Origin of the sequence: Cytobacillus gottheilii, from assembly GCF_018582665.1 — a bacterium.
In the GTDB taxonomy this organism is placed as follows: domain Bacteria; phylum Bacillota; class Bacilli; order Bacillales; family Cytobacillaceae; genus Cytobacillus; species Cytobacillus gottheilii.
Window position 1 is genome coordinate 520001 of the sequence record NZ_CP071709.1, and the last position, 18645, is coordinate 538645.

An 18645-nucleotide genomic window follows, 5' to 3' on the forward strand; every position below is an offset into this window, starting at 1 on the left:
TAGCGAGAAGGTCACACCCGTTCCCATCCCGAACACGGAAGTTAAGCTTCTCAGCGCCAATGGTAGTTAGGGGCTGTCCCCTTGTGAGAGTAGGACGTTGCCGGGCAATATGAAAAAAGTACATCTTTATGGATGTGCTTTTTTTGTCGTTGGAATTCTAAATTGAAGACGATGCTGTTGGAGGACTAGTCATTCAAAATCTTATACTTGAAGCTGGAGTAATGGACCTAAACGACCGTATGGTCTAGTTTTAAAAATGTAAGCTTGCTCAACTGATCTTTTTACCAAACCATAAGGGAAAATATTGATGTTAATGATTTATCCAAAGCAAGCCACCGAGTTTGAATCGTTAAAAATAGGTTAACATAATAAAGAATACATAAATAGTCTTCGCAAAACAGTTATTCTCCTGTAAAATAGGGACTTAACGAAAGACCTCATTGATAAAAGCGCTATTCTGCTAAAGGATTTACCTGCATACTAGACGGTGAATCTTATAAAATGCAGAAAATATTAATAAGGTTAAGTGAATAAGAAATACAAGGAGGGCTTCATTTGCTCGAAAATAGTCTTATGATGGTTGCCATCATTTTAGTGATTAACATTGTGTATGTTTCCTTTTTTACAATCCGTATGATATTAACGTTAAAAGGTCAGCGGTATTTAGCTGCTTTAATAAGTATGATCGAAATTATTATTTATGTAATCGGTTTGGACTTGGTTTTAGACAATGTAGATGAAATACAAAACTTGATCGCTTATGCAGTTGGATACGGGATCGGTGTCATTGTCGGCATGAAAATTGAAGAGAAGTTAGCGCTTGGCTATATCACAGTAAATGTGATCACAAAGGAATATGATCGTGATTTACCTAAAGATCTGCGTGAAAAAGGCTATGGTGTCACAAGCTGGGCTGCAAATGGGTTAGAAGGAGACCGGATGGCGCTGCAGATTTTAACACCTAGAAAATATGAATTAAAGCTGTATCAGACAATTAAAGAGCTTGACCCAAAAGCATTTATTATTGCTTATGAACCAAAAACGATACATGGCGGCTTCTGGGTGAAGTCGGTTAAGAAAGGAAAACTATTTTCATGAGTAAAGGAAAACAGAAATTTGAGGTGCTGGAAAACGAAAGTATTGATGAGTGCCTTGAAAGAATGAAAAAAGAAGGCTATATGGCAGTTAAAAGAACGGAAAAACCAATATTTAAAGAAGTAAAAGATGGGGGAACCGTAACATATGAACCTGCTGGACGGCAAATTATCTTTGAAGGAATTCAAATGAACTAGTAAAACACGAACATTAATTGTCTGACTTTTTATATTGTTCGAGATTTCCGTTGACATACTCTTTCACAAGTTGTTAAGATAAATGTGACAGAAACAGAAGAAAACGAATGTAATCAGTTAATGACGATAAACGAATATTTAACCCTCGTATAATGTTGGGAATATGGCCCAGAAGTTTCTACCCGGTGACCGTAAATTACTGGACTATGAGGGAGAGTTAATATGACCGGCGTTTGGTGCTTCCACATTTGAATTGTCGATGGAATTATTGGCACCTCATATATTTTAGCCTGGGCAGATAACTTTCTCTCATGAGAAGGCATCTGCCTGGGCTTTTTTTATGCAACATGAGTGTTTAGTATGTAAGAGATGTTTGGAGTTTAATAGAATCAAAAAAATAGAAAGTCACACTGCTGGAGGAGAGACATGGGAACAAGAGTAGCAGTCATTATGGGCAGTAAATCAGATTGGGAAACAATGCAGCATGCTTGCGACGTTTTAGAAGAATTGGAAATTGCTTATGAAAAGAAGGTTGTTTCCGCACATCGCACTCCAGATTTAATGTTTGAATATGCCGAAAAAGCCCGGAATAACGATATAAAGGTCATCATTGCCGGAGCGGGCGGTGCAGCACATTTGCCTGGCATGGTAGCAGCAAAAACGACTTTGCCTGTCATTGGGGTTCCTGTTCAGTCAAAGGCTTTAAATGGGTTAGATTCTTTACTATCCATTGTACAGATGCCAGGCGGTGTTCCGGTTGCAACAGTTGCAATTGGGAAGGCAGGTGCTGTAAACGCAGGTTTACTGGCAGCTCAAATGCTTGGAGCGTTTGATGAAAATATAGCTCAAAGATTAGAACAAAGGCGGGAAAGAATAAAGAAAGAAGTATTGGAGAGCAGTGATGAGCTTGTCTAACAAAGTAATTTTACCAGGACAAACAATTGGTATTATTGGCGGCGGACAGCTGGGGAAAATGATGGCCCTCTCGGCAAAGGCTATGGGATATAGAGTAGCTGTTCTAGACCCTGCTGAAGATTCGCCATGCGGACAGGTGGCAGATATTACGATCGTCGACGCTTATGATAGTTTTGAGGGCATCAAAGAGCTGGAAGCTGTAAGTGATGTAATCACATATGAATTTGAAAATATCAGTGCAGAAGCACTTGATTGGCTCTGCAGCCATGCCTATGTTCCACAAGGGAAAGAGCTGCTGGAAATTACCCAAAATCGTATTACGGAAAAAGCAGCAATATCAGCTTCAGGCTCTGCTGTAGCTCCATACGCAGTGATACAAACAGAAAACGACATTTATGATAATATAGAAAAGCTTGGTCTTCCAGCCGTTTTAAAGACTGCCAGAGGAGGATATGATGGTAAAGGGCAATATGTTCTAAAAGATGAAAGCGATATTGCTGAAGCAGCAAAACTTCTTCAAAACGGTCCGTGTGTGCTGGAGCAATTCATTTCTTTTCATAAAGAAATCAGCGTGATCATTTTTAGAAGTCCATCAGGAGAAAAGGCAGTTCTTCCGGTTGCTGAAAATGTCCATAAAGACAATATTCTGCATCAGACAATTGTGCCAGCAAGGATTTCAGGCAAAGCAGCGGAAAAGGCGATTATGGCTGCAGAACATCTGGCTGAGAAGCTGAATCTGACTGGTACGCTTGCTGTTGAAATGTTCTTAACGGATGAGGACGAAATATTTATTAATGAGTTGGCACCTAGACCGCATAATTCCGGTCATTATTCGATTGAAGCATGTGAAACGTCACAGTTTGAGCAGCATATTCGGGCTGTTTGTAATTTGCCCCTGGGAAGCATGAGCTTATTAAAGCCAGCTGTCATGGTGAACATCCTAGGTGAGCATCAGGAGCCATTGCTTGCAAGAATCCCCGCTCTTTATAACTGGAAGGTGCATCTGTACGGCAAGAAGGAAGCTAAGTTTAAAAGAAAAATGGGACATATTACATTATTAAGAGACCATGTCGAAGAAGCGCTTGCTGAGGCGGAGCATACTGGCATCTGGTCTCGCAGTAAGGAAAGAATCGGAGGATAAAAAGATGATTGAACGTTATACTCGCCCAGAAATGGGAGCCATTTGGACGGAAGAAAACCGCTTCCAGGCATGGCTGGAGGTTGAAATTTTAGCATGTGAAGCATGGGCAGAGCTTGGTGACATCCCAAAGGCGGATGTTCAAAAGATTCGCGAAAATGCTTCCTTTAATATCGATCGCATTAAAGAAATCGAAGAAGAAACAAGACATGATGTTGTTGCATTTACACGTGCGGTTTCTGAAACATTGGGCGATGAAAGAAAATGGGTACATTACGGCTTAACATCAACAGATGTAGTAGATACCGCACTTTCATACTTAATTAAACAGGCTAATGATATTTTAGTAAAAGATTTAGAACGCTTTGTGGAGATTTTGAAAAACAAAGCACAAGAGCATAAATACACAGTTATGATGGGTCGTACACATGGCGTGCATGCAGAGCCGACTACATTTGGCTTAAAGCTTGCACTATGGCACGAAGAAATGAAAAGAAATCTAGATCGTTTCAAAGAAGCGGCAGCTGGCGTGGAGTTCGGGAAAATTTCCGGCGCTGTTGGAACATATGCCAATATCAATCCGTTTGTTGAAAGCTATGTATGTGAGAAGCTTGGAATTCAGCCAGCACCCATCTCTACACAAACGTTACAGCGTGACCGCCACGCTCATTATATGAGCAGCATTGCTTTAATCGCAACTTCCATTGAAAAGTTTGCAACAGAAGTACGCGGTCTGCAAAAAAGCGAAACGCGGGAAGTGGAAGAGTTTTTCGCAAAAGGGCAAAAAGGCTCCTCTGCGATGCCTCATAAGCGCAACCCAATAGGTTCAGAAAATATGACAGGCTTAGCAAGAGTGATTCGCGGTTATATGATGACAGCTTATGAGAATGTTTCACTTTGGCATGAAAGGGATATTTCTCACTCTTCTGCTGAAAGAATCATTCTTCCTGATGCAACCATCGCATTAAACTATATGTTAAATCGTTTTGGCAATATCGTGAAAAACTTAACGGTATTCCCTGAAAACATGAAACGCAATATGGATCGAACTCTTGGATTAATTTATTCACAGCGTGTTCTGTTAGCATTGATTGATAAAGGTCTGCCGCGTGAAGAAGCATATGATACTGTGCAGCCGCGTGCAATGGAAGCGTGGGAAAAGCAAGTGCCATTCCGCAGCCTAATTGAAGCAGATGAAACGATTACAGCGAAGCTTTCTCCAGAGGAGATTGAAGATTGTTTTGACTATAACTACCATATCAAACATGTAGATACAATATTTGACCGCTTAGGTCTGTAAAAATGAGCAATATCTGTAATGCATAGGAAAGCTTGAGATTAGATTTTTATAGGGTCAGCCTTTGTCAATTGTTGAGCAGGGGCGATCCCGCTTTCCCTAAATTCTCTTTTCTAAATGATTAATATTGTGTGTAATTGAAACAGTTCTACTTATTTAATATGCTTGTTGATTGGAACGGAATGGTGCGAGACTCCTGCGGGAGGAGTGGGAAGGTGAGACCCCGCAGAAGCGTAGCGACGAGGAGGCTCACCACCCGCCCCGCGGAAAGCGAGTACCATGAAGTGGAAATCACTCATTTTTAGGTCTGAAAATTCATTTGGATCTGACTACCTGGATTATTCCTACTATTTCGTTAAAGGGGGCTCTCCTGTTATGGAAAAAAGAACACTGTTATACGAGGGCAAGGCGAAGAAAATATATAGCACTGATGAAAAGGAAATCGTCTGGATTGAATATAAAGATTCTGCTACTGCCTACAACGGGGAGAAAAAAGCAAGCATTGCCGGCAAAGGAAGACTAAACAATGAAATTACCAGTTTACTATTTTTAAAGCTTCAAGAGCTTGGCATAGGTTCACATTTTGTGAAACGCATTTCTCCAACAGAGCAGCTTGTGAAAAGAGTAGACATTATCCCTCTTGAAACAGTCGTTCGCAATTACTCCGCAGGAAGCTTCTCCAAGCGATTAGGAATGGAAGAAGGACTTCTGCTTTCTCGGCCAATCGTTGAATTTTATTATAAGGATGACGATCTGGGAGATCCGATTTTAACTGAGGATCATATTGAGATTTTAGCATTGGCCAGTGTTGAAGAAGTTGAAGAATTAAAGGTAAAAGCACTGCAGGTAAACAAAGTATTATCTCAATTTTTCAAAGAGTTAGGTATTGTGCTTATTGATTTTAAGCTTGAGTTTGGGAAAGATGCAAACGGAGATATTATCCTTGCAGATGAAATATCTCCAGATACCTGCAGGCTTTGGGATGAAAAAACAAAGGAAAAGCTTGATAAAGATGTCTTTAGAAGAGACTTAGGAGATTTAACAGAAGCATACGAAACTATTTTAGCCAGATTGGGAGGCAGGACAGCATGTACAAAGTAAAAGTCTTCATCACATTAAGAGAGAGTGTATTAGATCCTCAAGGTTCAGTCGTAAAAAATTCTCTGCATTCTCTAAATTATAACGAAGTATCAGATGTCCGCATTGGGAAGTATATGGAGTTGACTGTGGAAAAAACGGAGCGGAATATTGAAGAAGTCGTTAAGGAAATGTGTGAGAGATTGCTGGCTAATGTCGTGATTGAAGACTATCGCTTTCAAATTGAGGAGGCTGTTGCACAGTGAAGTTTGCCGTTATTGTATTCCCAGGGTCAAACTGCGATATCGACATGTTTCATGCCATAAAGGATGAGCTTGGTGCAGAAGCAGAGTATGTGTGGCATGATACAGAAAATCTTGATGAGTTTGATGGTATTTTGCTTCCTGGCGGGTTCTCCTATGGTGACTACCTGCGGTCTGGAGCAATTGCACGCTTCAGCAATGTAATGAAAGAGGTTATGAAGGCAGCAGAAGCTGGAAAGCCAATCTTAGGCGTTTGCAACGGATTCCAAGTATTATTAGAGGCTGGCCTGCTGCCGGGTGCAATGAGACGGAATGAAACGCTGAAGTTCATTTGCCGCCCAGTCAAGCTAAAGGTTGAAAATCGTGAAACGATGTTTACATCCTCTTATCAAGAGCAAGAAGAAATCATGATTCCAATTGCGCATGGTGAAGGAAACTATTATTGTGACGAGCAAACATTAGCTCAGCTAAAAGGAAACAAGCAAATTGTGTTCTCATACAGCGGAACAAATCCCAATGGCAGCCTGGAAGACATTGCAGGCATTGTGAATGAGAAGGGCAATGTTCTTGGAATGATGCCCCACCCAGAAAGAGCAGTAGATGAACTTTTGGGCGGAGCAGATGGTCTGAAACTTTTTCAATCGATCGTAAAAAATTGGAGGGAAGCACATGTCGTTAATGCTTGAACCTAGTCCGGAAGAATTAAAACAGCAAAAGGTATATGCAGAAATGGGATTGACGGATGAAGAATTTGCGATGGTTGAAAAGATTCTCGGACGTCTGCCAAATTACACCGAAATCGGCCTCTTCTCTGTTATGTGGTCAGAGCATTGCAGCTATAAAAATAGTAAACCAGTATTAAAAAAATTCCCTACAAGCGGTGAGAGGGTTCTGCAGGGGCCAGGTGAAGGTGCAGGGATTGTAGACATTGGAGATGAGCAGGCGGTTGTATTTAAAATCGAGAGCCATAACCACCCTTCTGCCATTGAACCATATCAAGGTGCAGCTACTGGTGTAGGCGGAATTATCCGTGATGTTTTTTCAATGGGTGCAAGACCTATTGCTCTATTAAACTCTCTTCGATTTGGAGAGCTTGAAACAGCTCGAGTGAAATATTTGTTTAAAGAAGTGGTTGCCGGAATTGCCGGATATGGCAACTGTATTGGCATTCCGACTGTTGGAGGCGAAATTCAGTTCGAATCTTCCTATGAAGGAAATCCGCTCGTTAATGCGATGTGTGTTGGTCTTATTGATCATAAGGATATTAAAAAAGGGCAGGCACATGGAGTCGGCAACACAGTTATGTATGTGGGAGCGAAGACTGGCCGTGACGGCATTCATGGTGCAACTTTTGCCTCAGAGGAATTAACAGAGCAATCAGAAGAAAAACGTCCGGCTGTACAGGTTGGCGATCCATTCATGGAAAAACTTCTTCTTGAAGCTTGTTTAGAGCTTGTTCAATCAGATGCATTAGTCGGCATTCAGGATATGGGAGCGGCAGGGTTAACAAGCTCATCAGCAGAAATGGCGAGCAAGGCTGGTTCGGGGATTGAAATGAACCTTGATCTTGTGCCGCAGCGTGAAAGAGGCATGACTGCTTATGAAATGATGCTATCTGAATCACAGGAGCGCATGCTCATCGTAGTGAAAAAGGGAAGAGAGCAGGAAATTGTTGATCTATTTTCAAAATATGAGCTTGAAGCTGTAGCTATTGGAACGGTAACAGATGATAAAATGCTTCGTTTGCTTCATAACGGTGAAGTTGTGGCGGATGTGCCAGCAGATGCCTTAGCAGAAGAGGCTCCTGTTTATCATAAGCCTTCTAAAGAGCCGGAATATTTCCGTGAATTTCAAGCGATGGAGAATGAAATTCCTTCAGTGGAAGACTATCGTGAGACATTAATCAATCTATTGAAGCAGCCGACAATTGCAAGCAAAGAATGGGTTTACGATCAATACGACTATATGGTGCGCACAAGCACTGTTGTTGCTCCAGGCTCAGACGCAGCGGTTGTCCGTATTCGCGGCACAGAAAAAGGCTTAGCGATGACAACAGACTGCAATTCGAGATATATGTATCTTGATCCGGAAACAGGCGGGAAAATTGCTGTTGCCGAAGCAGCACGAAATATCGTTTGCTCAGGCGGAGAACCGCTGGCAATTACCGATAACCTTAATTTTGGAAATCCCGAAAAACCAGAGATTTTCTGGCAGATCGAAAAGGCAGCCGACGGGATAAGTGAAGCATGCCGCACCTTAAATACACCGGTCATTGGCGGAAATGTTTCATTATACAACGAAACAAATGGGACTGCGATCTATCCAACTCCAGTCATTGGGATGGTTGGACTCGTGCAGGACATTAAACATACAACCACACAGCATTTCAAAGCAGCTGGAGATCTTATTTATCTTTTAGGAGATTCAAAGGATGAGTTTGGCGGCAGTGAATTGCAAAAGCTCACGTACGGAAAAATCTTTGGAAAAGCACCCGAGCTTCATTTAGAGACAGAAGAAAAGCATCAAAGCCAAGTATTGGGTGCTATTCGTTCTGGGTTAGTGGCATCTGCTCATGATGTTGCAGAGGGCGGACTTGCTGTAGCAGCAGCTGAAAGCTTATTCGGCACAGCAGAGCTTGGGGCAAAAATCAAGGTCACAGGAAATGAAGTATCTGCTCTTTTTGGAGAGTCTCAATCACGTTTCTTGCTTTCCGTTAAAAAGGAAAATCAAGAAGCATTTGAAGCATTAACAGATGCTGTATTGATTGGTGAAGTAACTGATGTTCCAGAATTACAACTATCTTCTGAGAACGGGCTTCTGCTGTCTGAACAAACAGCCATTCTTAAAGAAGCTTGGAAAGGGGCAATCCCATGCTTGCTGAAATAAAGGGACTAAACGAGGAATGTGGCATTTTTGGTGTTTGGGGTCACCCGGAATCAGCACAAATTACCTATTATGGCCTTCACAGTCTGCAGCATCGCGGACAGGAAGGTACAGGCATCGTTGTTACTGACGGCGCAAAGCTCAAAGGAGTAAAAGGTGAGGGACTTGTAACAGAAGTTTTTACCGCAGAAGCTATAGAGGAGCTTGATGGAAAAGCAGCTATTGGTCACGTGAGATATGCTACGGCAGGAGGCGGAGGATATGAAAATGTTCAGCCGCTTCTCTTTCACTCCCAAAGCGGAAGCTTAGCATTATGCCATAATGGCAATTTGACGAATGCAACTGCTCTGAAGCATCAGCTGGAGGCACAGGGAAGTATTTTTCAAACAAGCTCAGATACAGAGGTGCTTGCTCATTTAATCAAGCGCGGCGGTTTTTCGTCTTTTAAAGACCGTGTGAAAAATGCGCTATCCATGGTAAAGGGCGCTTATGCTTTTCTGATCATGACCGAGACAGAAATGATGGTGGCACTTGATCCAAACGGCATGCGTCCCCTTTCACTTGGGAAGCTTGGCGATGCGTATGTCGTTGCTTCGGAAACATGTGCGTTTGATATCGTTGGAGCTGAATTTATAAGGGATGTTTTGCCGGGAGAGCTTTTGATTATCGATGATAACGGCTTCCGTTCTGAAATGTTTGCAATGGCTTCAAATATCGCGATGTGCATGATGGAATATGTTTATTTTTCCCGTCCGGACAGCAATATTAACGGAATCAATGTTCATACTGCGCGTAAAAACCTTGGAAAGCAGCTGGCCGTTGAAGTTCCAATTGAAGCGGATGTTGTCACAGGTGTTCCTGATTCAAGTATCTCTGTTGCGATTGGGTATGCAGAAGCTACGGGGATTCCATACGAAATGGGCTTAATTAAAAATAAATATGTTGGCCGTACGTTTATACAGCCGTCTCAATCACTGAGGGAACAAGGGGTGAAGATGAAGCTTTCTCCAGTTCGCGGTGTTGTAGAGGGAAAACGAGTTGTGATGGTCGATGACTCGATTGTGCGCGGAACAACTAGCAGAAGAATTGTTGCCATGCTGAAGGAAGCTGGTGCTACAGAGGTTCATGTTGTCATTAGCTCTCCTCCAATTAAAAATCCTTGCTTCTACGGAATCGACACATCCACGAAGGAAGAACTGATCGCGGGCAATCATAATGTAGAAGAAATTAGAGAAATCATTGGTGCAGATACACTTACCTTCCTATCAGTAGAAGGAATGGTCAAGGCAGTCGGCAGAAAAGACGGTCAATGTCTAGCCTGCTTCACAGGACAATACCCGACTGAAATCTATCCAAGCACATTACATCCGTATGAAAAGGTATAAAGCGGCACGCATTAGCCGCTTTTTTTAAAGAGACTATTTAATAAGAGAATGTATTTTGTTTAACCTTTTTTAAAGTGGTCATTTTAGCAATACGCTTGTTAATTGGAACGGAATGGTGCGAGACTCCTGCGGGACGAGTGGGAAGGTGAGACCCCGCAGGTGCGACAGCGCCGAGGAGGCTCACCACCCGCCCCGCCGGAAAGCGAGTACCATGGAGTGGAAATAACAGTAAACTTTACGAAAAATTGAAATGAAATATCATAGACGAGGTGAAAAGCATGGCAAATGCTTATAAGCAAGCTGGAGTAAATATTGAAGCAGGCTATGAAGCAGTCACTCGCATGAAAAAGCATGTGGAAAGAACGGTTCGTCCAGGTGTAATGGGAGGGCTAGGCGGATTTGGCGGTATGTTTGATCTGTCTTCATTGAATCTAAAAGAGCCTGTGCTTGTTTCTGGGACGGATGGAGTAGGAACCAAGCTCATGCTTGCCTTTATGATGAATCAGCATGATACAATCGGAATTGATGCTGTGGCCATGTGTGTGAACGATATAGTCGTTCAGGGAGCCGAGCCGCTATATTTCTTAGACTATATTGCATGCGGCAAGGCAGAGCCTGAGAAGATTGAAAACATTGTAAAAGGGATTGCTGAAGGCTGCGAACAGGCAGGATGTGCTCTTATTGGCGGAGAAACAGCTGAAATGCCTGGAATGTACAGTGAAGAAGAATATGACCTTGCTGGATTTTCTGTAGGTGCTGCTGAAAAATCGAACTTGATTACAGGACAGAACATTCAGGCGGGCGATGTATTAATAGGATTAGCTTCAAGTGGTATTCACAGCAACGGCTATTCTCTTGTAAGAAAGCTGTTTTTTGAACAAGCCAATATGAAGCTCGAGGATTATGTTGAAGAATTGGGCTGTACTTTAGGGGAAGAACTGCTCCGCCCAACAAAAATTTATGTAAAACCGCTTTTAGCTGCTATGAAAAAGTTTGAACTAAAAGGTCTCTCGCATATTACCGGAGGCGGTTTTATTGAAAACATTCCGCGGATGCTCCCGGCAGGTTTAGGGGCTGAAATTATGAAAGATTCAATTGAACTTCCGGCTGTCTTTAAGCTTATGCAGAAGATTGGCGGTCTTGAGCAGCAGGAAATGTATAATATTTTTAATATGGGAATTGGAATGGTTGCTGCTGTTAACAAAGAAATAGCAGTGGAGATCGTTCAGTATTTCAATGAAATGGGAGAAAAGGCAGCTATCATTGGTGTTGTCACAGAGCAAGAAGGAATCAGCATCACGTAATGAACAATCCGTGGAGGAAAAAAATGAAAAATATTGCAGTGTTTGCTTCCGGCAGCGGAACGAACTTTCAAGCGATTATAGATGCCGTTCAGACAGGTTCTCTGGAAGCTCAGATTAATTTGTTTGTCTCTGACAAGCCAAACGCATACAGCATTGAGAGAGCGGCCCATAATGAAATTCCAGCCTTTGTTTTTCAAGCAAAAAACTATGAGAGTAAGGAAGAATATGAAACAGAAATTCTTCATGAATTGAAAGCGAAAAACATTGACCTTATTGTATTAGCTGGGTATATGAGATTGATTGGAAACGTCCTTCTCCGTGAATTTGAAGGGAAAATTATTAATATTCATCCTTCCTTGCTGCCGGCTTTTCCGGGAAAAGATGCGATTGGCCAGGCATTGAGAGCAGGAGCGGAATTCACTGGTGTGACTGTTCATTATGTGGACGAAGGAATGGATACTGGACCGATCATCCAGCAAAAAAAAGTACCCGTCGACAAAACCGACACAATGGAAACTCTTCAAGAAAAGATTCATCGAGTGGAACATATTCTTTATCCAAAAGTACTGCAAACATTATGCAAAGATGAACTGTCAGTGAAATAATCGAATGAAACGGTCCTACAGACGGCAAATAGACTTAGGGGGAAGATGAATGAACAAACGAGCGCTTATTAGTGTATCAGATAAAAGCGGGATTGCGGAATTTGCGAAAAGCCTGCATGAACTTGGTTTTGAAATTTTATCAACAGGCGGAACAAAGAAGGCGTTGGAGGAGCAAGGAATTCCTGTCATTAGTGTCAGTGAAGTCACTGGTTTTCCGGAAATTCTGGAAGGACGTGTAAAAACACTAAATCCAATGATACATGGCGGTCTATTAGCTAAATTTGGCGAGCCATCGCATAAAGCACAGCTGGATGAGCATGGAATCAGCCCTATTGAAGTTGTTTGTGTGAATTTATATCCTTTTCAGCAGACGATTGCTAAGCCGGATGTAACGGTAGAGGATGCTATTGAAAATATTGATATTGGCGGACCGGCGATGCTGCGGGCATCAGCAAAAAATCATGAGTATGTAACAGTAGTTGTGGATCCTTCTGATTATGAAACAGTTTTAACACAGCTAAAACAAGAAGGTTCGGTCACAAGTGAAACAAAACGAACACTTGCAGCCAAAGTTTTCCGCCATACAGCTGCGTATGATAGCATGATTGCACAGTATATGACAGATTTAACAGGTGAAGCAGCACCTGAAAAACTAACGGTAACGTATGAATTGAATCAGGGTCTCCGTTATGGCGAAAACCCGCATCAGAAGGCTGCATTTTATCGAAAGCCGCTTGGCTCTGAGTTTTCTATTGCCAATGCAAAGCAATTACACGGCAAGGAGCTTTCGTATAACAATATCAATGATGCAGAAGCAGCTATTCAAATTATTAAGGAATTTGCTGAACCTGCTGCAGTGGCGGTTAAGCATATGAATCCGTGCGGAGTTGGTACGGGCGATACAGTAAATGCTGCCTTTTCAAAAGCATTTGAAGCAGATCCGATTTCTATTTTCGGCGGAATCATTGCGCTTAATAGAGAGGTAGATGGTGATACAGCGCAGAAGCTACATGAAATTTTCTTAGAGATTGTCATTGCTCCTGCTTTCTCACAAGAAGCGCTAACGATTTTACAAGGAAAGAAAAACATTCGTTTATTGACAATACCTTTTACGAATGGAAATAACGAGCAAAAGTACACGTCTATTGAAGGCGGACTGCTTGTTCAGGATTTTGATGGTTATAATCTGGAGCATGCGGACATTTCCATTCCTACAAAGCGTGAACCAACAGAGGAAGAATGGAATGCTTTAAAACTTGGCTGGAAAGTCGTTAAGCACGTCAAGTCCAATGCCATTGTTGTAAGCAGTGATGCAATGACTCTTGGCGTCGGAGCTGGCCAGATGAATCGTGTTGGAGCGGCAAAAATAGCACTTGAACAAGCAGGTGAGCGAGCAGAAGGAGCTGCGCTTGCATCAGACGCATTCTTCCCAATGGATGATACCGTTGAGGCAGCTGCGAAAGCTGGGATTACAGCAATCATTCAGCCGGGCGGCTCAATCAAGGATGCTGATTCCATTAAAAAAGCAGACGAATACGGCATTGCAATGGTATTCACAGGTGTAAGACATTTCAAACATTAATCACTGTGAAGGAGGGATTGGGAAAATGAATGTCTTAGTCATTGGCAGAGGCGGAAGAGAACATGCCATTTGCTATAAAATGAATGAAAGTGAAAGTGTGAAAACCGTTTTTGCTGCACCTGGCAATAAAGGCATGGAGGATGTTGCACAGCTCGTCAATATAGACGAGCAAGATCATGAGCAGCTTCTTCAATTTGCACAGGAAAACCAAATCGGATTAACGGTAATCGGACCTGAGGTGCCTCTTTTGGCAGGTTTGGCTGATCTCTTCAATAAAGAAGGTCTGGCTGTTTTTGGACCAGAAAAAGCAGCTGCAGAAATTGAAGGCAGTAAATCCTTTGCGAAAGAGCTAATGAAAAAATATCATATCCCAACGGCAGAATATGAAGTGTTTTCGGATTATTCAGCTGCAAAAGAATACATTGAAAAAAAAGGTGCTCCAATTGTAATTAAAGCCGATGGACTTGCTGCCGGCAAAGGTGTCACTGTTGCTATGAATAAGGAAGATGCCTTTGCAGCCATAGAGGATATGCTAGTAGGTGCCAAATTCGGAGAAGCTTCCTCTACGGTTGTGATTGAAGAATTCCTGGAGGGTGAAGAATTTTCACTTATGGCATTCGTAAATGGAGAGAATGTCATTCCGCTTGAAATTGCTCAGGATCATAAACGTGCTTTTGATGGAGATCAAGGACCAAATACAGGCGGTATGGGGGCATATTCACCTGTGCCGCATATAGGAGACGAAACTGTTTCTGTCGGTGTTGAAGCAATATTGAAGCCAGCAGCTGCTGCACTTGTTAAAGAAGGGCGTAGTTTCTGCGGTATTTTATATGCAGGATTAATCAAAACAGAACAGGGTCCAAAGGTAATCGAATTTAATGCTCGCTTTGGCGATCCGGAAACACAGGTTGTTCTGCCAAGAATGAAATCAGATTTGGCTGAGGTTATGCTTGCTGTTATAAATGGTAAAAAACCTGCAATAGAATGGGATCATGATATGATGCTTGGTGTTGTTGCAGCGGCTAAAGGCTATCCGGATCACTATGAAAAGGGAGCAGTTTTGACTGGTTTAGGTGCAATAGATGATACAGTCACTGTGTTTCATGCCGGAACAGAACGCAATGAACAAGGAGAGTTTACGGCAAATGGCGGACGCATCCTGCTTGCAGCGGCTAAAGCAGGGACTTTAAAGGAAGCGCAAGAAAAGGTTTATAGCCAATTAGAAAAAATAAAATCAGAAGCTATTTTTTACAGAAATGACATTGGATACAAAGCGATTAAACACGTTTTTTCCTAATATTTCTGATGAAAACAAATAACAGGGCAACAATGCTGCCGATTATAGCAATCAGTACAAAAGACATATCTGTTAGATACTCCCAGAACATTTTGTACCCTCCTTATAGATGCCCCCTGATTAGGGGGCAATTTTTTTATATAATTAATTTGACAATTATTCGTTTATTGGATTATGTGGAAGCATTTGCTGAATAGAATCTTCATCTGTATTTTCTTTTCGTTCATGCATCATTTCCTGACCTTTGTCATATAATGCGACGATTGGGCAATAGCGGACAATTCCTTCTGCAACCTTCATAGCACCAAGTATGGATGCAACTAAATAGGAATCACGCCAAGGAAACTTAACAAGCTTAGCTGTACTCCAGGATAAAATTGTAAGTCCGCAAGTGATCCGAAGCAACGCACTTAAAATGCCAATATTCGGTGTTATTTTCAAAGTTAACAGCTCCTTCATAAAATTTTTACATTTTTAACCTAATTCTTTAATGCGTTAAAAAGGCAAATATGTTATGATAAATTAAAGATGTAAGGGTTTTCTGAAATTAAAAACTACTTGTCATTATAAAAATTCACTATTTCACATAGTCTGTAAAATTCATACAAAACAAAAGGAGGGAGTAGCGTGCTGGAACAGAGATATCGCTGGAAAAACAAGCATCTGCGACAACATGTTTCCATTTTAGATGGAAAGACTGCACCAACTATATTGCTTAAGAATGCCCGTTACTTAAATCAGATTTTGAGAAAATGGGTGAATGCAAATATATGGATATATGGAGATCGTATTGTTTATGTTGGCGACAAACTGCCTGAAAAAACAGATGGCTGCCAAGTGGTTGACTGCTCGGAATATGTCCTTGTTCCAGGATATATTGAACCACATGCTCATCCGTTTCAATTATATAATCCCCACTCACTTGCAAGTTATGCATCGCAATTCGGAACGACAACATTGATCAATGACAACATGATGCTTGCATTGCAGTTAAATAAAAAGGAAGCGTTTTCATTACTTCGTGAAATGCGTAACATTCCTTCAACAATGTATTGGTGGTGCCGCTTTGATCCGCAAACAGAGCTGCAAAATGAGGAATATCTTTTCTCTCACAGCAATGTGAAGGCATGGCTTGAGCATGATGCTGTACTGCAGGGCGGAGAATTAACCGGATGGCCAAAGCTTCTTGATGGCGACGATATGATGCTGCATTGGATGCAGGAAACGAAACGCATGCGTAAACAAATAGAGGGACATTTCCCCGGGGCATCTGAAAAAACATTGGCTAAGCTCATGCTTCTTGGTGCGGACTGTGATCATGAAGCTATGACCGGCAAAGAAGTATATGACCGGTTATTGCAGGGCTATACCGTTTCTTTAAGATATTCGTCTATTCGTCCTGATTTGCCAAAGCTTCTCGATGAAATCCATGAGCTTGGGATAGAGCATTATGATCAATTTTTCTTTACAACCGATGGATCATCATCTACCTTTTCAGAGAGCGGAATTACTGACGAAATGATCCGGATTGCTATCGAAAAAGGGGTTCCTGTTATAGATGCTTATAATATGGGCACGATTAATATTGCCAAATATTATAATATTCAATACCTGCATGGCAATATCGCAACAGGACGTGTGGCTAATATCAACTTCCTCAAGGATGAAAAAGATCCAACGCCTGTATCTGTCCTTGCCAAAGGGAAGTGGGTAAAGCTTGATGGCGAAGATCAGAACATGTATGAAGAGATTGCCTGGGATGAGTTTGGGTTAGAGCCTCTTGAAATCGATTGGGAGTTATCAATGGATGATATGCAATTCTCTATGCCGTTTGGCATTAAGATGGAGAATTCAGTCCTTACGAAACCATATTCTGTTGCCATCGATGTTTCAAATAATGATCTTGATTACTCACATGATGAATGTTTCTTTATGCTTGTAGACCGCAATGGCAAATGGCGCGTTAACACAGTCCTAAAAGGATTTGCAACAAAGCTGGATGGGCTGGCAAGCTCTTTTTCAAATACTGGCGATATTATTGTGATCGGAAAAAATAAAGAAGATATGCTGAATGCATTTTTAAGAATGAAGGAAATTGGCGGAGGAATTGTTATTTCTGAGCAAGGAGAAGTTGTGCTTGAAGTTCAATTAAAGCTAAAAGGATTAATGTCTCATAAGAAAGTTGAAGATCTAATCGAGGATGAGAAGAAGCTCCTGGCTTATCTGAAAGATAAAGGATATCAATTTGCAGATCCAATTTATACCCTGTTATTTTTCTCATCTACCCATCTTCCTTATATTAGAGTTACACAAAGAGGCATATATGATGTTATGAATAAAACTGTACTCTTTCCAACGATAATGCGTTAAAATATAAAAGAGAGTATGATATAAACATTAAGTTTATGAACAGTGGCTAGCTCCAAAAGCCCCGTCCTCCGAGATGTTACGTCTAGGTGGATAGCAGCAGGCAGGGATTGCCTTCTGCTAGCTGATCGCGCCGGAGATGCCAGTTCTTTTCTTGTAAGGAGTGTATGATGTCAAAAATATGGATGGCAGTTTTTGCTGCAGGTATTCTTTTACTATCAGGATGCAGCGGGGATCAGACAGAAATTGATGAGACAGATCATTCGAATAATGAACAGCAGCCAGAAGAAGTGGCTCAAGAACAAAATGAGTCTGAATTTATTTACCCGCTTACAGGTATCTCGGCAGAAGCAGAAGTAAATGGACGGGCAGTGGCCGTTATGATTAATAATCACCCGCTGGCTCGTCAGCAGTCTGGTTTGCATGAAGCGGATATTGTGTATGAATTGCTTGCCGAAGGAGAGGTTACAAGGTTTTTGGCGATTTATCAAAGTCAAAAGCCTGCACAAATTGGACCGATTCGGAGTGCACGCGACTATTATATTGAACTTGCCAAAGGATATGACAGTCTATATGTTGCTCACGGCAACAGTCCTGACGCAAAAAAATTAATGGATAGCGGCTATATTGACAGTTTGAATGGCCTCTATTATGATGGCACACTATTTAATAGGGTCAGCTTTAGAAAAGCGCCGCATAATTCCTATATCTCTTTTGAAAATATTGAAAAGGGTGCACAAGAGCAGGGGTATGATATGAACAATGCTCCATCTCCTTTAGTGTACTTGAATGAGGAAGAAATAGAGCAGCTGGACGGAGACGAAGCTGCTAATATCGAAGTTTCTTATTTTTCAAGGGAGACATTTAATTCGGTCTACGAGTATGATGCTGTCCAAGAGAAGTATAAGCGTTATTCAAATGGTGAGCTGACAGCAGATTATGAAACGGATTCACCGGTTCTGCTCGATAACATATTCATTGTTGAAACAGAACATCAAATCGTCGATAATGCCGGGAGACGGAACATTGATTTAATGTCAGGCGGAAGAGCTTACCTGCTTCAAAAAGGAACACTTCGTGAAGTAAATTGGGAAAATATTGACGGTAAGATCCTGCCGGTTGCAGATGGGGAGCAAGTTGGGCTTATTCCCGGGAAAACGTGGATTAATGTCATCCCCACAAGTGTCGGTTTAGAAGATTCCGTATCCTACGGTTCATAGAAAGTATTTATAACAAAGGA

The 18645-nt window shown here is 41.7% G+C and carries 18 protein-coding genes, 1 rRNA gene and 1 riboswitch (1 of these 20 running past the window's edge); of the genes, 17 read left to right on the forward strand and 2 right to left on the reverse strand.

From position 1 onward, the window contains the following. The 15 genes from rrf to purD all read left to right on the forward strand — a co-directional run. Window positions 1-106: ribosomal RNA gene (gene rrf / locus J1899_RS02610) — 5S ribosomal RNA — on the forward strand (it extends 11 nt beyond the left edge of the window). A 467-nt stretch (window positions 107-573) separates the two neighbouring features. Next, complete coding sequence (locus J1899_RS02615) at window positions 574-1098, forward strand: DUF2179 domain-containing protein (RefSeq protein ID WP_180320300.1); 525 nt, start codon at window positions 574-576, stop codon at window positions 1096-1098. Next, complete coding sequence (locus J1899_RS02620) at window positions 1095-1292, forward strand: NETI motif-containing protein (protein ID WP_066450385.1); 198 nt, start codon at window positions 1095-1097, stop codon at window positions 1290-1292. Before J1899_RS02615 ends, J1899_RS02620 begins: the two co-directional genes overlap by 4 nt. 125 nt (window positions 1293-1417) lie before the next feature. Then, a riboswitch (purine riboswitch) is annotated at window positions 1418-1519 on the forward strand. Window positions 1520-1718: 199 nt separating this feature from the next. Continuing rightward, the gene (gene purE / locus J1899_RS02625; protein WP_066450384.1) at window positions 1719-2207 is read left to right on the forward strand and encodes a 5-(carboxyamino)imidazole ribonucleotide mutase; all 489 of its coding nucleotides are present in this window, start codon (window positions 1719-1721) and stop codon (window positions 2205-2207) included. After that, window positions 2194-3348, forward strand: a complete 1155-nt coding sequence (purK, locus tag J1899_RS02630; RefSeq protein ID WP_214477353.1) for a 5-(carboxyamino)imidazole ribonucleotide synthase — start codon at window positions 2194-2196, stop codon at window positions 3346-3348. The genes purE and purK overlap by 14 nt, the downstream gene beginning before the upstream one ends. A 4-nt stretch (window positions 3349-3352) precedes the next feature. Next, window positions 3353-4645 (forward strand): adenylosuccinate lyase, encoded by a 1293-nt coding sequence (purB, locus tag J1899_RS02635; RefSeq protein WP_214477355.1) that lies wholly within the window; start codon window positions 3353-3355, stop codon window positions 4643-4645. A 372-nt stretch (window positions 4646-5017) separates the two neighbouring features. After that, window positions 5018-5743, forward strand: coding sequence for a phosphoribosylaminoimidazolesuccinocarboxamide synthase (gene purC / locus J1899_RS02640; protein ID WP_214477357.1), 726 nt, complete (start codon window positions 5018-5020; stop codon window positions 5741-5743). Then, window positions 5731-5985, forward strand: a complete 255-nt coding sequence (gene purS, locus J1899_RS02645) for a phosphoribosylformylglycinamidine synthase subunit PurS (RefSeq protein ID WP_214477358.1) — start codon at window positions 5731-5733, stop codon at window positions 5983-5985. Before purC ends, purS begins: the two co-directional genes overlap by 13 nt. Further along, window positions 5982-6668 (forward strand): phosphoribosylformylglycinamidine synthase subunit PurQ, encoded by a 687-nt coding sequence (gene purQ / locus J1899_RS02650; protein WP_214477361.1) that lies wholly within the window; start codon window positions 5982-5984, stop codon window positions 6666-6668. The genes purS and purQ overlap by 4 nt, the downstream gene beginning before the upstream one ends. Further along, window positions 6652-8868: a phosphoribosylformylglycinamidine synthase subunit PurL gene (purL, locus tag J1899_RS02655; protein ID WP_214477363.1), complete on the forward strand. Its 2217-nt coding sequence runs from the start codon at window positions 6652-6654 to the stop codon at window positions 8866-8868. The genes purQ and purL overlap by 17 nt, the downstream gene beginning before the upstream one ends. Then, entirely contained in the window at window positions 8853-10250 is a 1398-nt protein-coding gene (gene purF / locus J1899_RS02660) for an amidophosphoribosyltransferase (protein ID WP_066450365.1), read from the forward strand. Before purL ends, purF begins: the two co-directional genes overlap by 16 nt. Before the next feature lie 278 nt (window positions 10251-10528). After that, window positions 10529-11554, forward strand: a complete 1026-nt coding sequence (purM, locus tag J1899_RS02665) for a phosphoribosylformylglycinamidine cyclo-ligase (RefSeq protein WP_214477365.1) — start codon at window positions 10529-10531, stop codon at window positions 11552-11554. A 23-nt stretch (window positions 11555-11577) separates the two neighbouring features. Beyond that, window positions 11578-12159, forward strand: a complete 582-nt coding sequence (gene purN / locus J1899_RS02670) for a phosphoribosylglycinamide formyltransferase (RefSeq protein ID WP_214477366.1) — start codon at window positions 11578-11580, stop codon at window positions 12157-12159. 49 nt (window positions 12160-12208) lie between these two features. Continuing rightward, window positions 12209-13741, forward strand: a complete 1533-nt coding sequence (gene purH, locus J1899_RS02675; RefSeq protein WP_214477368.1) for a bifunctional phosphoribosylaminoimidazolecarboxamide formyltransferase/IMP cyclohydrolase — start codon at window positions 12209-12211, stop codon at window positions 13739-13741. Between the two features lie 25 nt (window positions 13742-13766). Next, window positions 13767-15038: a phosphoribosylamine--glycine ligase gene (gene purD / locus J1899_RS02680; protein WP_214477370.1), complete on the forward strand. Its 1272-nt coding sequence runs from the start codon at window positions 13767-13769 to the stop codon at window positions 15036-15038. On the opposite strand, the gene J1899_RS22805 is transcribed toward purD, so the two are convergent. After that, window positions 15019-15129, reverse strand: a complete 111-nt coding sequence (locus J1899_RS22805) for an EYxxD motif small membrane protein (protein WP_338024103.1) — start codon at window positions 15127-15129, stop codon at window positions 15019-15021. The two genes, purD and J1899_RS22805, sit on opposite strands and share 20 nt — an antisense overlap. A gap of 65 nt (window positions 15130-15194) precedes the next feature. Next, window positions 15195-15479, reverse strand: coding sequence for a YgaP family membrane protein (locus J1899_RS02685; RefSeq protein WP_214477371.1), 285 nt, complete (start codon window positions 15477-15479; stop codon window positions 15195-15197). Between the two features lie 186 nt (window positions 15480-15665). Here J1899_RS02685 and J1899_RS02690 point away from each other — a divergent pair, with 186 nt between their 5' ends. Continuing rightward, window positions 15666-17408, forward strand: a complete 1743-nt coding sequence (locus J1899_RS02690; RefSeq protein ID WP_214477373.1) for an adenine deaminase C-terminal domain-containing protein — start codon at window positions 15666-15668, stop codon at window positions 17406-17408. A 167-nt stretch (window positions 17409-17575) separates the two neighbouring features. Beyond that, the gene (locus J1899_RS02695) at window positions 17576-18625 is read left to right on the forward strand and encodes a DUF3048 domain-containing protein (protein WP_214477375.1); all 1050 of its coding nucleotides are present in this window, start codon (window positions 17576-17578) and stop codon (window positions 18623-18625) included. Window positions 18626-18645 lie beyond the last annotated feature (20 nt).

What these genes read in the sequence shown, in the direction of transcription:
- purF (WP_066450365.1), top strand. Translation starts at nt 8,853, where the DNA reads ATGCTTGCTGAAATAAAGGGACTAAACGAGGAATGTGGCATTTTTGGT.
- J1899_RS22805 (WP_338024103.1), bottom strand. Translation starts at nt 15,129, where the DNA reads ATGTTCTGGGAGTATCTAACAGATATGTCTTTTGTACTGATTGCTATA.
- purB (WP_214477355.1), top strand. Translation starts at nt 3,353, where the DNA reads ATGATTGAACGTTATACTCGCCCAGAAATGGGAGCCATTTGGACGGAA.
- J1899_RS02615 (WP_180320300.1), top strand. Translation starts at nt 574, where the DNA reads ATGATGGTTGCCATCATTTTAGTGATTAACATTGTGTATGTTTCCTTT.
- purC (WP_214477357.1), top strand. Translation starts at nt 5,018, where the DNA reads ATGGAAAAAAGAACACTGTTATACGAGGGCAAGGCGAAGAAAATATAT.
- J1899_RS02620 (WP_066450385.1), top strand. Translation starts at nt 1,095, where the DNA reads ATGAGTAAAGGAAAACAGAAATTTGAGGTGCTGGAAAACGAAAGTATT.
- purN (WP_214477366.1), top strand. Translation starts at nt 11,578, where the DNA reads ATGAAAAATATTGCAGTGTTTGCTTCCGGCAGCGGAACGAACTTTCAA.
- purS (WP_214477358.1), top strand. Translation starts at nt 5,731, where the DNA reads ATGTACAAAGTAAAAGTCTTCATCACATTAAGAGAGAGTGTATTAGAT.
- purL (WP_214477363.1), top strand. Translation starts at nt 6,652, where the DNA reads ATGTCGTTAATGCTTGAACCTAGTCCGGAAGAATTAAAACAGCAAAAG.
- purH (WP_214477368.1), top strand. Translation starts at nt 12,209, where the DNA reads ATGAACAAACGAGCGCTTATTAGTGTATCAGATAAAAGCGGGATTGCG.
- purE (WP_066450384.1), top strand. Translation starts at nt 1,719, where the DNA reads ATGGGAACAAGAGTAGCAGTCATTATGGGCAGTAAATCAGATTGGGAA.
- J1899_RS02695 (WP_214477375.1), top strand. Translation starts at nt 17,576, where the DNA reads ATGTCAAAAATATGGATGGCAGTTTTTGCTGCAGGTATTCTTTTACTA.
- purD (WP_214477370.1), top strand. Translation starts at nt 13,767, where the DNA reads ATGAATGTCTTAGTCATTGGCAGAGGCGGAAGAGAACATGCCATTTGC.
- purK (WP_214477353.1), top strand. Translation starts at nt 2,194, where the DNA reads ATGAGCTTGTCTAACAAAGTAATTTTACCAGGACAAACAATTGGTATT.
- purM (WP_214477365.1), top strand. Translation starts at nt 10,529, where the DNA reads ATGGCAAATGCTTATAAGCAAGCTGGAGTAAATATTGAAGCAGGCTAT.